General features: G+C 39.5%; 16 protein-coding genes. 13 read left to right on the top strand and 3 right to left on the bottom strand.

Going from position 1 to position 16,373, the window contains the following annotated elements; translation table 11 throughout:
- The 9 genes from ACFOUV_RS13105 to ACFOUV_RS13065 all read left to right on the top strand — a co-directional run bounded on the left by ACFOUV_RS13105 (position 1) and on the right by ACFOUV_RS13065 (position 9,001).
- Positions 1 to 1,266 carry an ABC transporter permease gene (locus ACFOUV_RS13105; protein WP_379497218.1) on the top strand — a complete coding sequence of 422 codons (1,266 nt, stop codon included), beginning with the start codon at positions 1 to 3 and terminating at the stop codon, positions 1,264 to 1,266.
- Positions 1,263 to 2,378 carry an ABC transporter permease gene (locus ACFOUV_RS13100; RefSeq protein ID WP_379497217.1) on the top strand — a complete coding sequence of 372 codons (1,116 nt, stop codon included), beginning with the start codon at positions 1,263 to 1,265 and terminating at the stop codon, positions 2,376 to 2,378. The genes ACFOUV_RS13105 and ACFOUV_RS13100 overlap by 4 nt, the downstream gene beginning before the upstream one ends.
- A 325-nt stretch (positions 2,379 to 2,703) precedes the next feature.
- Positions 2,704 to 3,654: a zinc-binding dehydrogenase gene (locus ACFOUV_RS13095; RefSeq protein WP_379497216.1), complete on the top strand. Its 951-nt coding sequence runs from the start codon at positions 2,704 to 2,706 to the stop codon at positions 3,652 to 3,654.
- Between the two features lie 587 nt (positions 3,655 to 4,241).
- Complete coding sequence (locus tag ACFOUV_RS13090; RefSeq protein ID WP_379497215.1) at positions 4,242 to 5,312, top strand: phosphate/phosphite/phosphonate ABC transporter substrate-binding protein; 1,071 nt, start codon at positions 4,242 to 4,244, stop codon at positions 5,310 to 5,312.
- An 81-nt stretch (positions 5,313 to 5,393) separates the two neighbouring features.
- Complete coding sequence (gene phnC, locus ACFOUV_RS13085; protein ID WP_379497214.1) at positions 5,394 to 6,179, top strand: phosphonate ABC transporter ATP-binding protein; 786 nt, start codon at positions 5,394 to 5,396, stop codon at positions 6,177 to 6,179.
- Positions 6,154 to 6,969, top strand: a complete 816-nt coding sequence (gene phnE / locus ACFOUV_RS13080) for a phosphonate ABC transporter, permease protein PhnE (protein ID WP_379497213.1) — start codon at positions 6,154 to 6,156, stop codon at positions 6,967 to 6,969. The genes phnC and phnE (ACFOUV_RS13080) overlap by 26 nt, the downstream gene beginning before the upstream one ends.
- Positions 6,970 to 6,979: 10 nt before the next feature.
- Positions 6,980 to 7,783, top strand: a complete 804-nt coding sequence (phnE, locus tag ACFOUV_RS13075; RefSeq protein WP_379497212.1) for a phosphonate ABC transporter, permease protein PhnE — start codon at positions 6,980 to 6,982, stop codon at positions 7,781 to 7,783.
- A gap of 80 nt (positions 7,784 to 7,863) precedes the next feature.
- On the top strand, positions 7,864 to 8,049 hold the full coding sequence (locus ACFOUV_RS13070; protein WP_379497265.1) for a DnaB-like helicase C-terminal domain-containing protein: 186 nt from the start codon (positions 7,864 to 7,866) through the stop codon (positions 8,047 to 8,049).
- Between the two features lie 271 nt (positions 8,050 to 8,320).
- On the top strand, positions 8,321 to 9,001 hold the full coding sequence (locus tag ACFOUV_RS13065; protein WP_379497211.1) for a phosphoribosylaminoimidazolesuccinocarboxamide synthase: 681 nt from the start codon (positions 8,321 to 8,323) through the stop codon (positions 8,999 to 9,001).
- A gap of 175 nt (positions 9,002 to 9,176) precedes the next feature.
- Here the strand turns inward: ACFOUV_RS13065 and ACFOUV_RS13060 are convergent, their stop codons facing one another.
- Entirely contained in the window at positions 9,177 to 9,248 is a 72-nt protein-coding gene (locus tag ACFOUV_RS13060; RefSeq protein ID WP_379497264.1) for an SEC-C metal-binding domain-containing protein, read from the bottom strand.
- Between the two features lie 212 nt (positions 9,249 to 9,460).
- Positions 9,461 to 9,673, bottom strand: a complete 213-nt coding sequence (locus ACFOUV_RS13055) for a hypothetical protein (protein WP_379497210.1) — start codon at positions 9,671 to 9,673, stop codon at positions 9,461 to 9,463.
- Positions 9,674 to 10,607: 934 nt separating this feature from the next.
- Between ACFOUV_RS13055 and ACFOUV_RS13050 the strand changes: the two genes are divergently transcribed.
- The 4 genes from ACFOUV_RS13050 (at position 10,608) to ACFOUV_RS13035 (ending at position 15,653) form a co-directional block, all read left to right on the top strand.
- Positions 10,608 to 10,832: a DUF1659 domain-containing protein gene (locus tag ACFOUV_RS13050; RefSeq protein WP_379497209.1), complete on the top strand. Its 225-nt coding sequence runs from the start codon at positions 10,608 to 10,610 to the stop codon at positions 10,830 to 10,832.
- Between the two features lie 35 nt (positions 10,833 to 10,867).
- Positions 10,868 to 11,083 carry a DUF2922 domain-containing protein gene (locus ACFOUV_RS13045; protein WP_379497208.1) on the top strand — a complete coding sequence of 72 codons (216 nt, stop codon included), beginning with the start codon at positions 10,868 to 10,870 and terminating at the stop codon, positions 11,081 to 11,083.
- A gap of 786 nt (positions 11,084 to 11,869) precedes the next feature.
- Positions 11,870 to 13,990: a collagen-like protein gene (locus ACFOUV_RS13040; protein ID WP_379497207.1), complete on the top strand. Its 2,121-nt coding sequence runs from the start codon at positions 11,870 to 11,872 to the stop codon at positions 13,988 to 13,990.
- Between the two features lie 679 nt (positions 13,991 to 14,669).
- Positions 14,670 to 15,653 (top strand): N(5)-(carboxyethyl)ornithine synthase, encoded by a 984-nt coding sequence (locus tag ACFOUV_RS13035; protein ID WP_379497206.1) that lies wholly within the window; start codon positions 14,670 to 14,672, stop codon positions 15,651 to 15,653.
- 250 nt (positions 15,654 to 15,903) lie between these two features.
- Here ACFOUV_RS13035 and ACFOUV_RS13030 read toward each other — a convergent pair whose 3' ends face one another.
- Positions 15,904 to 16,347 (bottom strand): hypothetical protein, encoded by a 444-nt coding sequence (locus ACFOUV_RS13030; RefSeq protein ID WP_379497205.1) that lies wholly within the window; start codon positions 16,345 to 16,347, stop codon positions 15,904 to 15,906.
- Between the last annotated feature and the right edge of the window lie 26 nt (positions 16,348 to 16,373).

Genomic DNA, 16,373 nt, shown 5'->3' with positions numbered 1-16,373 from the left:
ATGATTTTGCAAATGATAAAAAAACAAGCATTATTATTGCTGCGAAACCCGATGGAGCTGCTCCTACTTTTAGGCTTACCGATTTTGTTAATTGCGATTCTCGGTACAGCTTTAGGAAATTTCATGGATGGTGGCGAAATAGATCTGCAATTTAAACTAGCAGTGATAGAGAATGAAGCAGAGTCAGAGCAAGTATCACAATTTATAGCAGAACTTGAATATAGTGATCTTCCAGAAGAAGTGATTGAAGAATTAAGTAGTACGGCAGCTACCGTTCAACCGGCTGCAACATTAATCGATATTTTACAAAGTAAAGAATTAGAAGAATTGATTATACTTGAGAAAGTAAGTCCAAATGAATTGACAGAGGTTACAGAGGATGACTCTTATGCAGCAATTATCGAATTTCCAGAAGGCTTCACCTATGAATTACTTAGTCAGCTTTTTCTTGATGAAGGTAGGACTCCAGAAATGACTGTTTATCATAATGAAGGGGCAGAAATTGCTGGCAATATGGTGGAACAAATTGTCACAGCGTATCAGGAAGAATATACGGTAGGCAGTTTTCTTGGTCGTAATGGCATTGATCCAGAGCGATTAAAGTTACTTTCAACGGATTTTAAGCAGGAGGTTTCTTCGATTAATCAGCATAACCCGGTCAATTCGAAAGCATATTATACGATTGGGATGGTCGTTATGAACGTGCTTTTTATGGCGCCAACACTTGCCAGCATCGCATTTAGGGAAAAACAAGACCATATTTTTGATCGAATGATACTTGCGGATATTTCTAGATGGGTTTATTTTATCAGTGTTTTATTAACAGGAATGCTCTTTGCATTTTTCCAATCGCTAGTTGTTTTTGCCTTTGCCTACGTTGTATTTGATGTGACGTGGCCAGATTTTGCTGCCTTTTTTATCATTACATTCTTTTTTGCACTAGCAGTAGGAGGACTGACAACATTACTTACTGCGATAAGTTATCGTATCCATTCGGAGCGGATCATCAGTTTTTTCTCTGGCGTCGTTGTTACGATTTTTGCTTTTCTTGGTGGAAGTTTCTTCCCAATTGGTGAAAACTCCGCATTTATACAAAAGCTTGGTGACCTAACACCAAATGGTGCTGTCATGTCAGCATATTTAAGTATCATTCGTGGAGAAACTATAATGGAAAATACCAATCATTTAATCTTTATCAGTTGTTTTGCTCTTACAGCAATTAGTATAGGTGTGCTCACCTTTCCGAAAAGAGGTGCTGCAGCATGAGAGGAATTATACTAGCTAGATTTACAAGCTTTATCCGCAATCCTTGGTTGTTTGCTTTATTTACAGGAATGTCGATTATCTTTGCACTCATTATCGGGAACTTTGGTGCAGATAATGAGAAAGTCACTGTTCCAGTTTACGGCGATGAAGCATTACAGACAGATACGATTGGCACAGCTCTGGCGGAAAATGAAGTATATAACTTTAAGTGGATGAAAAAAGAGGAGCTTGAAGAAACGATTCGTCGTGGGAATGCAGAAGCCGGTGTGAACATTGAAGAAGATGGCTACGAAATGATCGTTGGCATTGATTCTTCAAATGTGAAATTAATGGAGCAAACAGTAGCAGGAATTTATACAGATAAAATTCAAGGAGAAAATTTACTTGCGGTATCTGATGCCCAAACAGAGGAAGAGAAAGAAGAATTGCTAGCAGCATTTCAACAAGCAAAGGAAGAACCGGTGTTTAAAATAACCAATCAAAGTTTCCATAGTTCAGAGACATTTATATATGATAACGGTTTACATTCCCTATTTGGCTTTACACTGTTTTTTGTTATTTATACCATCTGCTATAATGTACTGCCTATTTTAATTGAAAAAAAAGCTGGCGTCTGGGATCGAATGATACTTTCTCCAATGAAGAAGTGGGAAATGTATATCGCGAATTTAATTTACAGCTTTTTCGAGGGATATTTACAGGTCGTAATCATATTCACTGTATTCCGTTTTATTGTAGGAATGGATTTTCAAGGGAAATTTCTGCAAATACTGCTGCTCATGATCCCATATGTCTTTGCAATTGTTTCTTTAGCGATTTTCCTTACAGCCCTTGTGAAAAATACGCAGCAATTCAATGCAGCATTACCAATTGTATCCGTGAGTATGGCGATGATTGGTGGTGCTTTCTGGCCAATTGAGATCGTTCAATCGGAATTCCTGTTAGCTCTATCAAAAATAAATCCATTAACCTATGGGATGGAAGCATTAAATGGACTTGTCATTTACAACACACCGCTTGATCAGCTGCTTATGCCGATTAGTATTTTATTGTTAATGGGAGTAATATTTATGGGTGTAGGTATTCATTTAATGGAACGAAGACATGTGTAAGAATTATCCAAAATACTAATTTCAAGTCATTAAGTACAAGAATGCAATAAACTTAGCATTTTCCCTATTGACCGTGAACACAGGTGCCTTGCTCCATTTGTTTTTAGGTAAATTTAAGCACGAGTTTCGATTTAAGTGCCAGTCCCCTATCGCTTTAATAATGTAAAGCGGTGGGGGACTGGCACCAATTTTCTATGAATGATAGACTGCTCTCTTAAAATACAAAAAAATAAAAGTTTTTGTTTGATTATTTATAAAAATAGAATTAAGGTTAACTTGAATAGATTAATCGTAAAAGATATTAGTTTACATAGGAGGAATAATAATGAATGGTTGGCAATTTACAGGAACGAATGAACCCCTTACTTTAGTTGAAAAATCAGATCCAGTAGCAACACCAGGTACTGTTATTATTGATGTGAAATCTGCAGGTTTATGTCACTCTGACGTCGCAACTTTACGTGATCCTGGATGGATGAATATTTTAGCAAAAGTACCGATTATTTTAGGTCATGAAATCGCTGGTGTCATTAGTGAAGTAGGCGATGGTGTTACAGATTATAAATTAGGTCAACGAGTAGCTGTTTGCCCAGTAGGTAAAGATGGTTTGGGCCCTGGTAACGGTCGTGATGGTGGCTATGCAAACAAAGTACTTGTACCCGCTGTTGATTTGGTTCCAATTCCTGAAAACGTATCATTTGCACAAGCAGCCGCAAGTACAGATGCTGGAATGACTTCCTATCATGCTATGTTCCAAAAAGGTGGAGCAAAGGCTGGAATGAAAGTCGGTATTATCGGTATTGGTGGTTTAGGACAAATGGCAGCACGTGCAGCAGTTGTTGCTGGTTGTGAAGTATATGCAGCAGAGGTAAGCGCACCTGCTCGTGAACTTGCAAAAGAAATTGGTTGTAAAGTAGTCGTTGAAGATGTAAAAGAGCTTGCTGAATATGCACCTGAACTAATTGTTGACTATGCTGGATTTGGTACTACTACAGCAGATGCAATTGATACCGTAGCCGTTGGCGGTACTGTCGTCCTTGTAGGTATGGGGAAATTACAATCTAACATTAACACAAGTAACTTAATTTTAAAATCTGTTCAATTAAAAGGTAGCGTTGGTGGTACAGTAGAGGACATCGCTGCTATCTTACAGTTGATGTCAGAGGGTCATTTAAATCCAACTATTTCTGAAATTTCATTTGAAGAGATTGCAGATGGTTTAGAACGTTTAGAACGCCATGAAGTAACTGGTCGACTTGTTGCGAACTTAGAATAAGAGATTTTTACAAAGCTTTGCAAGCATTTTATAATTGCAAAGCTTTTATTATTTTTAGGTCAAAATTTAAATATAATTGTTTTTCTCTAGCTGGATAAAAAATACCGAAGCATGATACATATTTGGATTTTGCTCTTATCCTCCTGTCGATATCAAAAGTCAACAACCTTTAATATTCTGTTCGGGTCAAGAAGGTTATTAGATTTTCAATAAAAGTTCTACCCAAAATTGGGCGCTTTTATGGGAACAACAAGAAAAGCCTAATTTCTACATTTAAATGTTGAAAAATTAGGCTTTTTAATATTGTAATTCAAAAACTAATTTACCATGTTTTATTGATTTATACTTTATATATATTCTCTAAAACCTCATCTGCTATGGAATTTTCTACTATACCCTTTATGTGTCATATTAGTTAATCCATGTACATTTTCAATAATGAGACCTTGTACTTCCTCCCCATGGTCCTCCTATATATAAATTGTTAGCAATTTCCGAAATAAACTAGAAGTTTACAACGAATTTACAGTTAATTAATATTATTCTGTTATGGTGAATTAGTAATAAATAATTAGGAGGATAGTTATATGAAAAAAATCATTTTATTTGCTACAGCAATTCTATTTTGCATTTTCTTAGCTGCATGTGGAAATCAGGAAACTGAAAGCGCATCTACATCTGAAAGCTCTGACTCTGATAATTCAACACAAAATGAATCTATTAAGAGATTGTCAATTGGATTTGTACCTTCGCGTGAGCCAGAAGAAATTATTACTGCTACAGAACCATTGAAAGACTTATTAAAAGAAGAACTTTCAGGTCAAGGCTACGATGTTGGTGAAATTGAAATCACTGTAGGAACAAATTATGAAGCAGTGGGAGAAGCGTTATCAGCAGGAACAACGGATATCGGTTTTATTCCCGGGGGTACATATGTGTTGTATGATGACGGGGCTGAAGTCATTTTAACTTCAACGCGAGCAGGTTTAAGCAATGATTCTGATGATCCTGCAGATTGGAATAAAAATGAGCCAACAGAACCAACGGACGAACAAACAACTTCTTATCGAGCATTATTAATTGCAGGTCCATCAGAAAACGGGAAAGCTCTAGCAGAAAAAGTGAATAATGGCGAAGAGTTGAACTTCGAAGATTTAGATAATGCTACTTGGAATGTAATGTCATCATCTTCTCCAGCAGGTTATATTTACCCTGCATTATGGTTACAGGAAAACTTTGATAAAACAATTACTGACTTATCTAAAGTCGTACAAGCTGATTCATACGGTAGTTCATTTGCTCGTTTAGCTTCGGGACAAACAGATGTGTTGGTAACGTATGCAGATGCACGTCGTGACTTTGAAGATACTTGGACTTCTGAATATGGTCGTGAATCAGATATTTGGGAAGAAACAGATCTCATTGGGGTTATGCCAGCTATCTATAACGACACGATTAGTGTTAGTAAAAACTCCGAAATTATGGATGACGACTTGAAAGCAGCATTAAAAACAGCATTTATTAATCTAGGAGAATCCGAAGAAGGAAAAGAAGTAATATCAATCTACAGTCATGAAGGTTATAAAGAAGCAACAGACGCAGATTACGACAACGAACGAAAAGCTCAAGAAGTCGTACAGCAAATAGGATCAAACTAAGTGAAAAGGAATATTAATAGAAAAAGTAAAAATGAGAACGTTATTCAATGTTCTCATTTTTTCTGAGATTGGAGTATTATCATGATTGAATTTAAACAAGTTCAAAAACAATATCCCAATGGTTTATTGGCATTAAAAAATATTAATCTTCAAATTAAACAAGGAGAATATGTAGCAATCATTGGACTATCGGGTGCTGGTAAGTCCACATTATTACGTTGTATAAATCGAATGCATGATATCACAGCAGGTTCTTTAACCGTAGATAATGTCGAAATAAGTACGTTAAAAGGAAATGGAATTCGTCAATTACGTCGCAATATCGGGATGATTTTTCAGTCTTTTAACTTAGTTACTCGTATTTCGGTGATAAACAATGTTCTCGTATCATTTGTACCTCAAATGCCTTTATGGAGGAAAATATTAGGCATTTTCACTGAACAAGAGAAAAAACAAGCCTTAATGGCACTCGATAAAGTTGGAATTTTAGACAAAGCATACATACGGGTCGATCAATTATCAGGTGGGCAACAGCAACGTGTAGCACTCGCACGTACACTTGCTCAAGATCCACAAATTATTTTAGCTGATGAACCAGTGGCATCACTTGATCCATTAACAGCGAATCAAGTAATGGAAGACTTCAAGCGAATTAATCAAGAACTTAGTATGACAGTTATTATGAATATTCATCATGTAGAATTAGCACTTGACTATGCGACTCGTGTTATTGGCATACATGACGGGGAAATTGTATATGATGGACGTTCAAAAGATATAACAGATGAGATTTTAGAACAGATTTATCAAGGATCAATTGATAAAGGGGGTAATACAGCGGATGTTAGCGAAGCTGTTACCAACTAGGAAAATCACGCTTCCAAACGGGAAAACTGTCGTAGAAAAGCGATCATTGACACCCCTTGTTCTATTAATCTTATTTGGATGTGCCTATGTATCTATTCAAATTACAGGGTTTGACCTTCAAGTTCTGATAAGCCGAATAGGTCAGTTCTTTGTGATAATCCAGGAGATGATCCCACCAACATGGGCCTATTTTCCGCAAGTTTGGAAGCCTTTATTAGACACAATCAAAATGTCACTTCTCGGTTCACTTTTAGGTGCGATTACTGCATTACCGTTAGCGATGCTTGCGGCAAATAATATTACGAAATCAAAATGGATGTCATCAACAATTAAATTTATTTTGAGTTTATTGCGTACTCTTCCTACACTTATCGTCGCTCTTATTGCTACATATATTTTTGGTTTAGGAACATTGGCCGGAACAATTGCTATTTACTTATTTACTATCGCATATATTGGAAAATTATTATACGAACAGATAGAAAATGCCAATTTGGATGCATATGAAGCAATGCATTCCATGGGCTTAACAACAATTCAATCCTTTCGTTTTGCTGTTTTCCCACAAATACTGCCAAACTATTTATCGACCTCCCTATTTTGTTTTGAAGGTAACGTTCGTTATGCAGCAATTCTAGGATATGTTGGAGCAGGTGGTATCGGACTACTATTAAATGAAAGCATTGGATGGAGAAACTATTCCAACTTAGGTATGATTTTACTTATGTTAGTCGTCATCGTCTATATGATTGAATCTATTAGTGAGTATTACCGAAAGAAATTAACGTAGGAGATTACAAATGAATGCTATAGATAAACAGTATATTCTAGAACCAAATCGTCGCTTCTCGCAACTAATCACAGGATTGATTTTGATCATCCTATTTGGTTGGTCGATGTCTGCCATCCAATTTGATCAATTAGCTACAAATGGACTTACAATCGCAAAAAATATTCTTTTAGGTCTCGTTCAACCAGATGTAGAATTGTTATTTAATTTTACGAATGGTGTACCTTATTTACTCATTGAAACAATGGCAATTGCCTTCTTAGGTACCATCGTAGGGGCATTTCTGGCAATTCCACTTGCTTTTTTGTCTGCTTCTAATATTGTGCCTAAGCCTGTTGCATTTATCGTCCGCTTAGGGTTGATTTTCATTCGGACTATCCCTGCCATTGTTTATGGACTAATGTTTATCCGTGTAACAGGTCAAGGACCGTTTGCAGGTGTATTAACAATGTCTCTTACAAGTATAGGAATGTTAGCTAAATTGTATGTAGATGTTATAGAAGACTTGGATACATCAATTCTTGAATCGATGGAATCCCTTGGTTGTACGGTTATGGAAAAAATTCGCTATGGTATCCTTCCACAGCTTTCAGCATTATTTCTATCTATTATAATTTATCGATTTGATATGAATTTGCGGGATGCAGCTGTTCTTGGGTTAGTTGGAGCAGGCGGTATTGGCGCTCCACTAATTTTTGCAATGAACTCTTATCGTTGGTCAGAGGTTGGTTCGATTTTAATAGGTTTAGTTGTGCTTATTTTAATCGTTGAATATATATCCAACAAAATACGAACAAAGTTAGTAAAGGGGTAAAAAAGGACCATGGGGACAGGAACCCCGGGCCAACTCAAAAGCTACTATTGAAGAGGAAATGAAACCAGGTAAAAAGGGTCATTGCCCCTTTCAACACGATTGCCGAAATTCGTGCTGAAATAAAGAAACAAATACACGAACAACCAAAAGGAAATCAACTTGTAATCATCGACTATCTCCAATTAATTGCACCTGCTGTAACTCAACGTGAAAGGCGGGATCAAGAATTTGGTGAGATTAACTGGGAACTTAAACACTTAGCTTAGGAGCTGGAAATCCGAATCGTTCTGCTTTATTAATTATCATGCGTCGTGGATGCAAGGCAAGATAAACGACCGCTGATGTCTGACTTACGTGAGTCAACAACATTATAGTAAGGAATGGGTCTAAATGTGATAAATATATATAAGTCGAAGAATACCAGTGACAGTCCTAATAGAATATGTAATAATAACTGAATAGATTGTAAATAGACTCATATGATGAAATACTATGGGTGCAATTTTTTCTAATAAATTCTTCCAAGAGGTGCATGAAATGAAGCTTTTATATGCTGGTAAAACAAAAAATGTATATGAATTAGAAGATGGAAACTATTTATTAAAATTTAAGGATGATGTGACCGGTGAAGACGGTGTATTTGATCCAGGTGCAAATACAGTTGGGCTTTCCATTGAAGGTGCTGGCAAAGCTGGATTAAAACTAACTCAGTTTTTCTTTGAGAAGTTAAAAGAGCAAAATATACCAACACATTTTGTTGATGCAGATATCGAGAAACAAGAAATGAAAGTGGTGCCGGCAACTGTATTTGGCCAAGGCTTAGAAGTAATTTGCCGTTTCCGTGCGGTAGGGAGCTTCTTGAGAAGATATGGAAAATATGCAGAAGAGGGTCAACGACTGGATGCATTTGTTGAAGTAACTTTAAAAGATGACGAACGGCAGGATCCACCAATCGGCCGTGATGCATTACATATGCTAGGAATTTTAACCAAAGAAGAGTATTCCATTCTAAAGAATCTTACGAAGGATATTTCCCATGTTGTGAAAGATGAGTTGGGAAAAAAGGAAATGGAACTGTATGATATAAAGTTGGAATTTGGTAGAAATGCCGATAATCAAATTATCTTAATTGATGAAATTTCTGGTGGGAATATGAGAGTTTATAAAGATGGGGAATATGTTCAACCACTGGACCTAGAAAGATTATTATTGGGCTAGCCCTGACAGTAATAAAGTAAACCATCAAACTGTGGGTTTTTGCAGCTGGTTAATCGCTTGATAAAAAAGATGGAAGAGCCGAATGCCATAAGGTTTTCGGCCTTTTGCCTGGAACCAGCAACTACAAAAAGAAAGGCTAGGCACTACCAAAAGAATTCATATATTTCTATGTCAATCACTTCCCACAGCACTTCTTAAATTTTTTACCACTCCCACAAGGGCAGGGATCATTCCGTCCGATTCTCAATCGTTTAACATCTTGTCTGGTTGTTTTCTTCCGTTGTTCTTCCCTATAAGCATCTTTTTCTAATAGTTCTTTTTTCCATTCATCTAGTTTTGGGTGATCAATGCCATTAATAACACAATTCGCATATAGTGGCTCTTTTAAATCAACTACTCTCTCATCGTAGCCTTCCTCAAAGGTCCATGGGGACAGGAACCCCGGACCATCGCTAAAACTTAATGCGCCCGTGTAATCACGCTTTTGGATATTCCTGTTACTCTAGCAATTTGCCTATGGGTCACTCCTTGTAATGTTTTTAGTTTAACAAGAATTTCATTTCGCTCGTTCATTTCCATTTGTTGCAACAGGCTACTGTTTGGAACTCCTAACGCAGCTAGATAACTTCTAATTTCGTTATCAGGCAACCTTACGCTTATATGATCATCCAAACATTTATCATCATTTGATTGCTGCATATATTCGGTGAATAGCTGGATGGATTCTCTTTCTCGGTTTTCTAGCCATATGAATCAACTCATCGATTTTAACTGATATACATTCCCCCTCTGACTTTTTCTATTCAATTAAATTCAATTCACAATCCGGCACCATCCTGTATTTCACCAATAATATAATATAGATTCCAGAAGAAATCAAGAACATACATTCCTATAAAAATGTAGTTTTCAATTTATTTTTTTCTGTAAAATGGTAATGCAACCCCATTGTTCATATTTATAATTAAATAACTATCCTTACAAAGCTGAAAAATATTATTTTTATAGTTTTATTAAAACGTCCAGAATTAAAAATGGTCCACGTTTTCGGTCCCCATGGACCTCCGATTGATAATTCCCAACATCCCTTCGAATTTTAATCAATTAAACTGAGAAACTTATTAATATTATTTTTCAACTAATTAGCTTATTCATGGAATTCGATATATACAGTAACAAGCTTTTGGAGAAAAATTCAATCTGGTGCTTTACACAATAAGTGGCGGCGTTTTTTTAGTAGCTGGTAGGTTAGTGAAGTAGGTACTAGTGTAAAGTGACCCATTGAATCGTATTACTTGTTGAATTTAAACCGCATGAAATCAAGTTTAAAATTTGATTTTATGCGTTTTTATATTTGTAAATTAAGGGCAAGGGACGACTCTTGCCCTGAAGCGTAGACAGTTAGATAATGGCCCGTAAGCCGGGCGGTTTAAGGGTTTGAAATCCAAAATCCCAGTCATGTGAGCTGATGTAATGGTTAGGACAGGTAACAATTTTATGAAATATCTTCTCTTAAAGTTGCAATAAAAATTAAAAATGTTTCTCCACTTCATACCCCCTAATCCAATCTCATTTCGATTGTAATTGTGAAAGGGAGGTGAGAAACATGGCAGTAGCAGATATGACAAAGTCCACGTTGCAGTTGGTACTTCAAGATGGAATTGATTCTGAATCAGGCTCACCCATCTTCAAGTTCAAGAGTTTCAATAACGTAAAAACCGATGCAACGGCAGATCAGCTTTACGCAATTTCAACAGCTTTAGTAGAACTACAAGAACGCCCACTTTACACCATTAATCGTAAGGACAACTCGGACATTCGGGAAGGTTAATAATCTAGATTTATTAAATTGAAAGGAGTGGAACTATGAAAAAATTAGAAATGAAATTTACAAATCAAGATGGCAAAATTGTAACGTATTCCTTGGACAAGCCAATTGAACCTGTCAATGTCGCATCTGTACATGCAGCAATGGATGAGATCATTTCACAGAATGCATTTACATCCACTGGCGGTGATCTTATAGAGAAGAAGAGTGCTCGCTTGGTAGAACGTATTGTGGAAGATATTGAATTAGGTTAATTATTATAAAAACATGACTAGTGGCTTTGCCTCTGGTCATGTTTTTGGTAGAAGAACTATATTTCAGTGAAGGCTTGAGCAGAGCTGTGCAATAGCCTCGAAAAGTTGCGCGACTCATGCTGGAACTAGTGTGATAGTTCTGGCGCAGTCACCCATATAGGGAGTGTAATAACTATATTATTTACTGCTTATGGACCGATTACGGAAATCTTGAGTACCAACCATTTATGATTTTTTTCTTGGGCTTACTAATGTTGGTAATCCTTTAGTCCTTCACATTTTCTTGTGATGAATGTAGTCCAAAATATTCTCCCTTTCTCCGCAAGTTCTTCCTTAGATTAATTCCTTTTTTCATATTTTCTCAAGTTTCCTTCTTTGGTTAATTTATCCCCAAAAATATAATTTGCAAATTTGCGGTTTTCCGACGGAACATCTGAACCCATAGATTCTAATTCAAAAAGTTCAGGACGCAGCCACATCGTAAGTTTAATAGGTGTATTCCAGGTTTCTATTGTGGCTCCCATAGGAGCCATTTTTGCTTGAGACAAGTCTTTTCAATATCGGAATGATATTCGTCCATATCTTGAAGCGTAATGTAATTCTTTAATGTACAGCATTAACTAAATATTAACTTGAATTTAGGAGTTTTCTTGACCGATTAAATAAAGTTCCATATTCATACCTTTTTTGGAAATTCTTTAAAGTGCTAAGCAAAAGACACCTGCACAAGCAGAATGCTTTGATCTAAATATAAATATAGTATCTCAGAAAAAGGAGCTTTTAGTTATGAGTATATATAAAAAATATAACGATTATTGTCGTCATTGTTGCGAAATTCCTTGTTGTTGTTATTGTGACTGTTCTAGAGGTCCAAAGGGTGAACGAGGTCCGCGAGGACATCCAGGCCCAGCGGGACCACAGGGGAAAATCGGTCCCAAAGGTCCTGGCGGAGCGAAAGGTGAAGCGGGAGAATCAGGCCCAGCCGGAGCACAAGGAGCAATCGGTCCAGAAGGCCCGGTCGGCCCAGCCGGAGCGCAAGGAGAAGCAGGAGAAGCAGGCCCAGCCGGAGCGCAAGGAGAAGCGGGAGAACCAGGCCCAGCGGGAGCGCAAGGTGAAGCGGGAGAACCAGGTCCAACCGGAGCGCAAGGTGAAGCGGGAGAACCAGGCCCAGCGGGAGCGCAAGGTGAAGCGGGAGAACCAGGCCCAGCGGGAGCGCAAGGTGAAGCGGGAGAACCAGGCCCAGCGGGAGCGCAAGGTGAAGCGGGAGAACCAGGCCCAGCGGGAGCGCAAGGAGAAGCAGGAGAACCAGGCCCAACAGGAGCGCAAGGAGAAGCAGGAGAACCGGGCCCAGCGGGAGCGCAAGGTGAAGCGGGAGAACCAGGCCCAACCGGAGCGCAAGGTGAAGCAGGAGAAGCAGGCCCAGCGGGAGCGCAAGGTGAAGCGGGAGAAGCAGGCCCAGCGGGAGCGCAAGGTGAAGCGGGAGAAGCAGGCCCAGCGGGAGCGCAAGGAGAAGCAGGAGAAGCAGGCCCAACCGGAGCGCAAGGTGAAGCGGGAGAACCAGGCCCAGCAGGAGCGCAAGGAGAAGCAGGCCCAACCGGAGCGCAAGGAGAAGCAGGAGAAGCAGGCCCAGCAGGAGCGCAAGGAGAAGCAGGCCCAACCGGAGCGCAAGGAGAAGCAGGAGAACCGGGCCCAGCGGGAGCGCAAGGAGAAGCGGGAGAACCAGGCCCAACCGGAGCGCAAGGTGAAGAGGGAGAACCAGGTCCAACCGGTGCGCAAGGAGAAGCAGGAGAAGCAGGCCCAGCGGGAGCGCAAGGTGAAGCGGGAGAACCAGGCCCAACCGGAGCGCAAGGAGAAGCAGGCCCAGCCGGAGCGCAAGGTGAAGCGGGAGAACCAGGCCCAGCCGGAGCGCAAGGAGAAGCAGGAGAAGCAGGCCCAGCGGGAGCGCAAGGTGAAGCGGGAGAAGCAGGCCCAGCCGGAGCGCAAGGAGAAGCAGGAGAAGCAGGAGAAGCAGGCCCAGCGGGAGCGCAAGGAGAAGCAGGCCCAACCGGAGCGCAAGGTGAAGCGGGAGAACCAGGTCCAACCGGTGCGCAAGGAGAAGCAGGAGAAGCAGGCCCAGCGGGAGCGCAAGGTGAAGCGGGAGAACCAGGCCCAACCGGAGCGCAAGGAGAAGCAGGCCCAACCGGAGCGCAAGGAGAAGCGGGAGAAGCAGGCCCAGCCGGAGCGCAAGGAGAAGCAGGCCCAACCGGAGCGCAAGGTGAAGCGGGAGAACCAGGCCCAACCGGAGCGCAAGGAGAAGCAGGAGAAGCAGGCCCAGCCGGAGCGCAAGGTGAAGCGGGAGAAGCAGGCCCAGCGGGAGCGCAAGGAGAAGCAGGAGAAGCAGGCCCAGCCGGAGCGCAAGGAGAAGCGGGAGAACCAGGCCCAGCGGGAGCACAAGGAGAGCCAGGCCCAGCCGGAGCGCAAGGAATACAAGGCCCTCCAGGAGGAGTATTAGCATTTGCAGACTTCTTTGCGTTAATGCCACCTGATAATTCAGATACCGTAGCACCAGGTACAGATGTAGATTTCCCTCAAGATGGACCAAATAGTGGAACAGGAATTGCCCGTACAGGTCCTTCATCATTCAACTTACCTGATATCGGTTTTTATCAGGTGTTGTTTCAAGTGAGTGTCACTGAAGCAGGACAGCTTATTTTAACACTTAACGGTGTGGACTTAGAATATACAGTAGTTGGAAGGGCAACCGGTACTTCTCAGATAGTAGAAATGGCAATCGTCGAGACAACAAGCGTCAATTCAATTCTCACTGTACGAAACCCTGCTGGTAACTCCACAGCATTGACGATCACTCCTTTGGCTGGGGGAACAAGACCTGTTTCAGCTCATCTTGTGATCACCAGACTTCAATAAACGGAATAGATTATTAGAATCGGGTCTATCGTGATGATAGACCTTGATTCAAAATAAGTAATTATAGTACCAAAGTAGCTGTATACTAAAGGTTTGTGAAAGATTATACTGCGTGAAACGTTTACTTATAAGTGCCAAAGCACCAAATAGGAGAATTGCTATTATGCAATTACAACTGATTAATTAAAATTCGGAATGAAAGCCGTCATGTTGAGCTGAAACGAGTTATTTGATCATCCTACATTGTATTTGTTATAAAATTTTTGGGAAATTCTAATAATTATTGTGAACCCAAAATGTAATCACATTTATATTATTTTAATGCCGAATCATAAGCCCCGACTGCAATAAAATATTGTCTTTTCAAAAACACGACAAAGCTACCGGACAGTCTGATTACTAGTATGATACAAAAAACAGAAAAGCAATAAGTGTGTTATACTAAACAAGAGGGTTATTTTCACTCTATTCCGTCAATTCTTTATTTCATTGCTAAAATCTTTCATACAAGCTTCCGATAGCTTGGTTTCTGCAATAAAATGAACTTCACGGTATTATCTTTGCTTGACTCGGCAAACAAGGGTGCATTTTCATGATGGGAGGATTTAATTAAATGTAAGAACTGCAATCATTTTCATCTTAATTGATTTTTGCTTTGAAAATAATTGGAGGGATTTATTTGATTAGAACAGTAGGTTTTCCACTAAATAGTAAAGAAAATGAACATAGACAGGCAATGATATTTCAAAATATTGCTAAAATGAATCATAAGGACAAGTTATATTTTGAAAAAGGGTATGGTGCATCGTTTGCTGTATCTGATGAGAGGTTAATCAAACTAGGCGTCCAAGTTGTTAGCAGGGAGAAAGTTTTAGAGCAAGACATCATCTGTGACCCGAAAGCTGGGGATGCTGGCTATATTGAAGACCTTCAAGACGGGCAAATTGTATTTGGTTGGATTCATGCAGTACAAAATGAGAAACTAACCGATACCTTTTTATCAAAACGATTGACCGGCATTGCTTGGGAAGATATGAATGAAGAAGGAAGACATGTGTTTTTTAGAAATAATGAGATTGCCGGAGAAGCTGCGATCATGCATGCGTTCAGCTGTTATGGGAAAATGCCGTATGATACAAAGGTTGCCGTTTTAGGCAGAGGAAATGTGGCACGTGGCGCATATAAAATACTAATTGGACTAGGTGCAGAGGTAACTGTTTATGACAAGCGTACAGAGGATTTATTCCAAAAAGAAGCAGGAAAGTACGATGTGCTTGTAAATGCAATTACATGGGATGTGAGCCGCACAGACCATATTATTTATAAAGAAGATTTAAAGAAAATGAAACAGGATGCAATGATTATCGATATCAGCTGTGATGAGGGAATGGGAATTGAAACGAGCAGACCAACAACGATTGAAGAGCCGACATATCAAGTGGACGGTGTGCTTCATTATGCGGTGGATCATACCCCTAGCATCTTTTACAAAACGGCCTCCAAATCAATTAGTGCGGAGGTAGCGAAGTATTTACCAATTATCATGACAGGTCAGGAAAAGAAAAATGATATATTACGTCCAGCAATTATCCTGGAAAACGGTCATATCTTTGATCACAAAATAATGGATAATCAAGATCGAAGAGATGTTATGAAGGTATAGGAAGAAATGTATGGAATACTTATTTAGGAAGGCTCAGTCGTTATAGACCCTGAGCCTTTTTATACGGCTTTTATACTCTGAGAATATTCAAATTACTAAGGGCAGAACTGCGCCCATAACCTGTATACACTTTAAGAGTGATGTATAACTTTATGATGTGTATGCGGTTCAATCATTGCTTGAATATAATGCATAGATTACAATAAAAGAGAGGTCCATGGGGACAGGAACCCCGTGCCATCGCTAAAACTTAATGCGCCCGTGTAATCACGCTTTTAGATATTCCTGTTACTCTAGCAATTTGTCTATGGGACACTCCTTGTAATGTTTTTAGTTGAACTAGAATTTCATTTCGCTCGTTCCTTTCCATTTGTTGCAACAGGCTACTGTTTGGAACTCCTAATGCAGCTAGATAACTTCTAATTTCGTTATCAGGCAATTTTATGCTTATATGATCATCCAAACATTTATCATCATTTGATCGATGCATATATTCGGTGAATAGCTCGATAGCTTTCGGTCTGTCCGGGGAAAACAATTCAAGTCCAAAGTCAATATCTATGAAGCGGGGTTTGGTGATATACTCATGTATACTCGTCCATCTACAGTCTAAAACATGAGGTGCTAATCCTGCTTTCACAGGATTTTGGTGGATATAGCGAAGAACGGTTATGAAGTAGGGAATCGTTTCCACATTTTCACTTTTAAATCTTTCTCGGC

This window comes from Oceanobacillus longus (genome assembly GCF_042650085.1).
Taxonomy (GTDB): domain Bacteria; phylum Bacillota; class Bacilli; order Bacillales; family Amphibacillaceae; genus Oceanobacillus; species Oceanobacillus longus.
This window is presented reverse-complemented; position numbering and strand designations above follow the sequence as displayed.

Excerpts from the sequence above, each read along its gene's own strand:
- ACFOUV_RS13100 (WP_379497217.1), top strand. The coding sequence starts at position 1,263 with ATGAGAGGAATTATACTAGCTAGATTTACAAGCTTTATCCGCAATCCT.
- phnC (WP_379497214.1), top strand. The coding sequence starts at position 5,394 with ATGATTGAATTTAAACAAGTTCAAAAACAATATCCCAATGGTTTATTG.
- phnE (WP_379497212.1), top strand. The coding sequence starts at position 6,980 with ATGAATGCTATAGATAAACAGTATATTCTAGAACCAAATCGTCGCTTC.
- ACFOUV_RS13050 (WP_379497209.1), top strand. The coding sequence starts at position 10,608 with ATGGCAGTAGCAGATATGACAAAGTCCACGTTGCAGTTGGTACTTCAA.
- ACFOUV_RS13045 (WP_379497208.1), top strand. The coding sequence starts at position 10,868 with ATGAAAAAATTAGAAATGAAATTTACAAATCAAGATGGCAAAATTGTA.
- ACFOUV_RS13105 (WP_379497218.1), top strand. The coding sequence starts at position 1 with ATGATTTTGCAAATGATAAAAAAACAAGCATTATTATTGCTGCGAAAC.
- ACFOUV_RS13095 (WP_379497216.1), top strand. The coding sequence starts at position 2,704 with ATGAATGGTTGGCAATTTACAGGAACGAATGAACCCCTTACTTTAGTT.
- ACFOUV_RS13040 (WP_379497207.1), top strand. The coding sequence starts at position 11,870 with ATGAGTATATATAAAAAATATAACGATTATTGTCGTCATTGTTGCGAA.
- ACFOUV_RS13090 (WP_379497215.1), top strand. The coding sequence starts at position 4,242 with ATGAAAAAAATCATTTTATTTGCTACAGCAATTCTATTTTGCATTTTC.
- phnE (WP_379497213.1), top strand. The coding sequence starts at position 6,154 with ATGTTAGCGAAGCTGTTACCAACTAGGAAAATCACGCTTCCAAACGGG.
- ACFOUV_RS13065 (WP_379497211.1), top strand. The coding sequence starts at position 8,321 with ATGAAGCTTTTATATGCTGGTAAAACAAAAAATGTATATGAATTAGAA.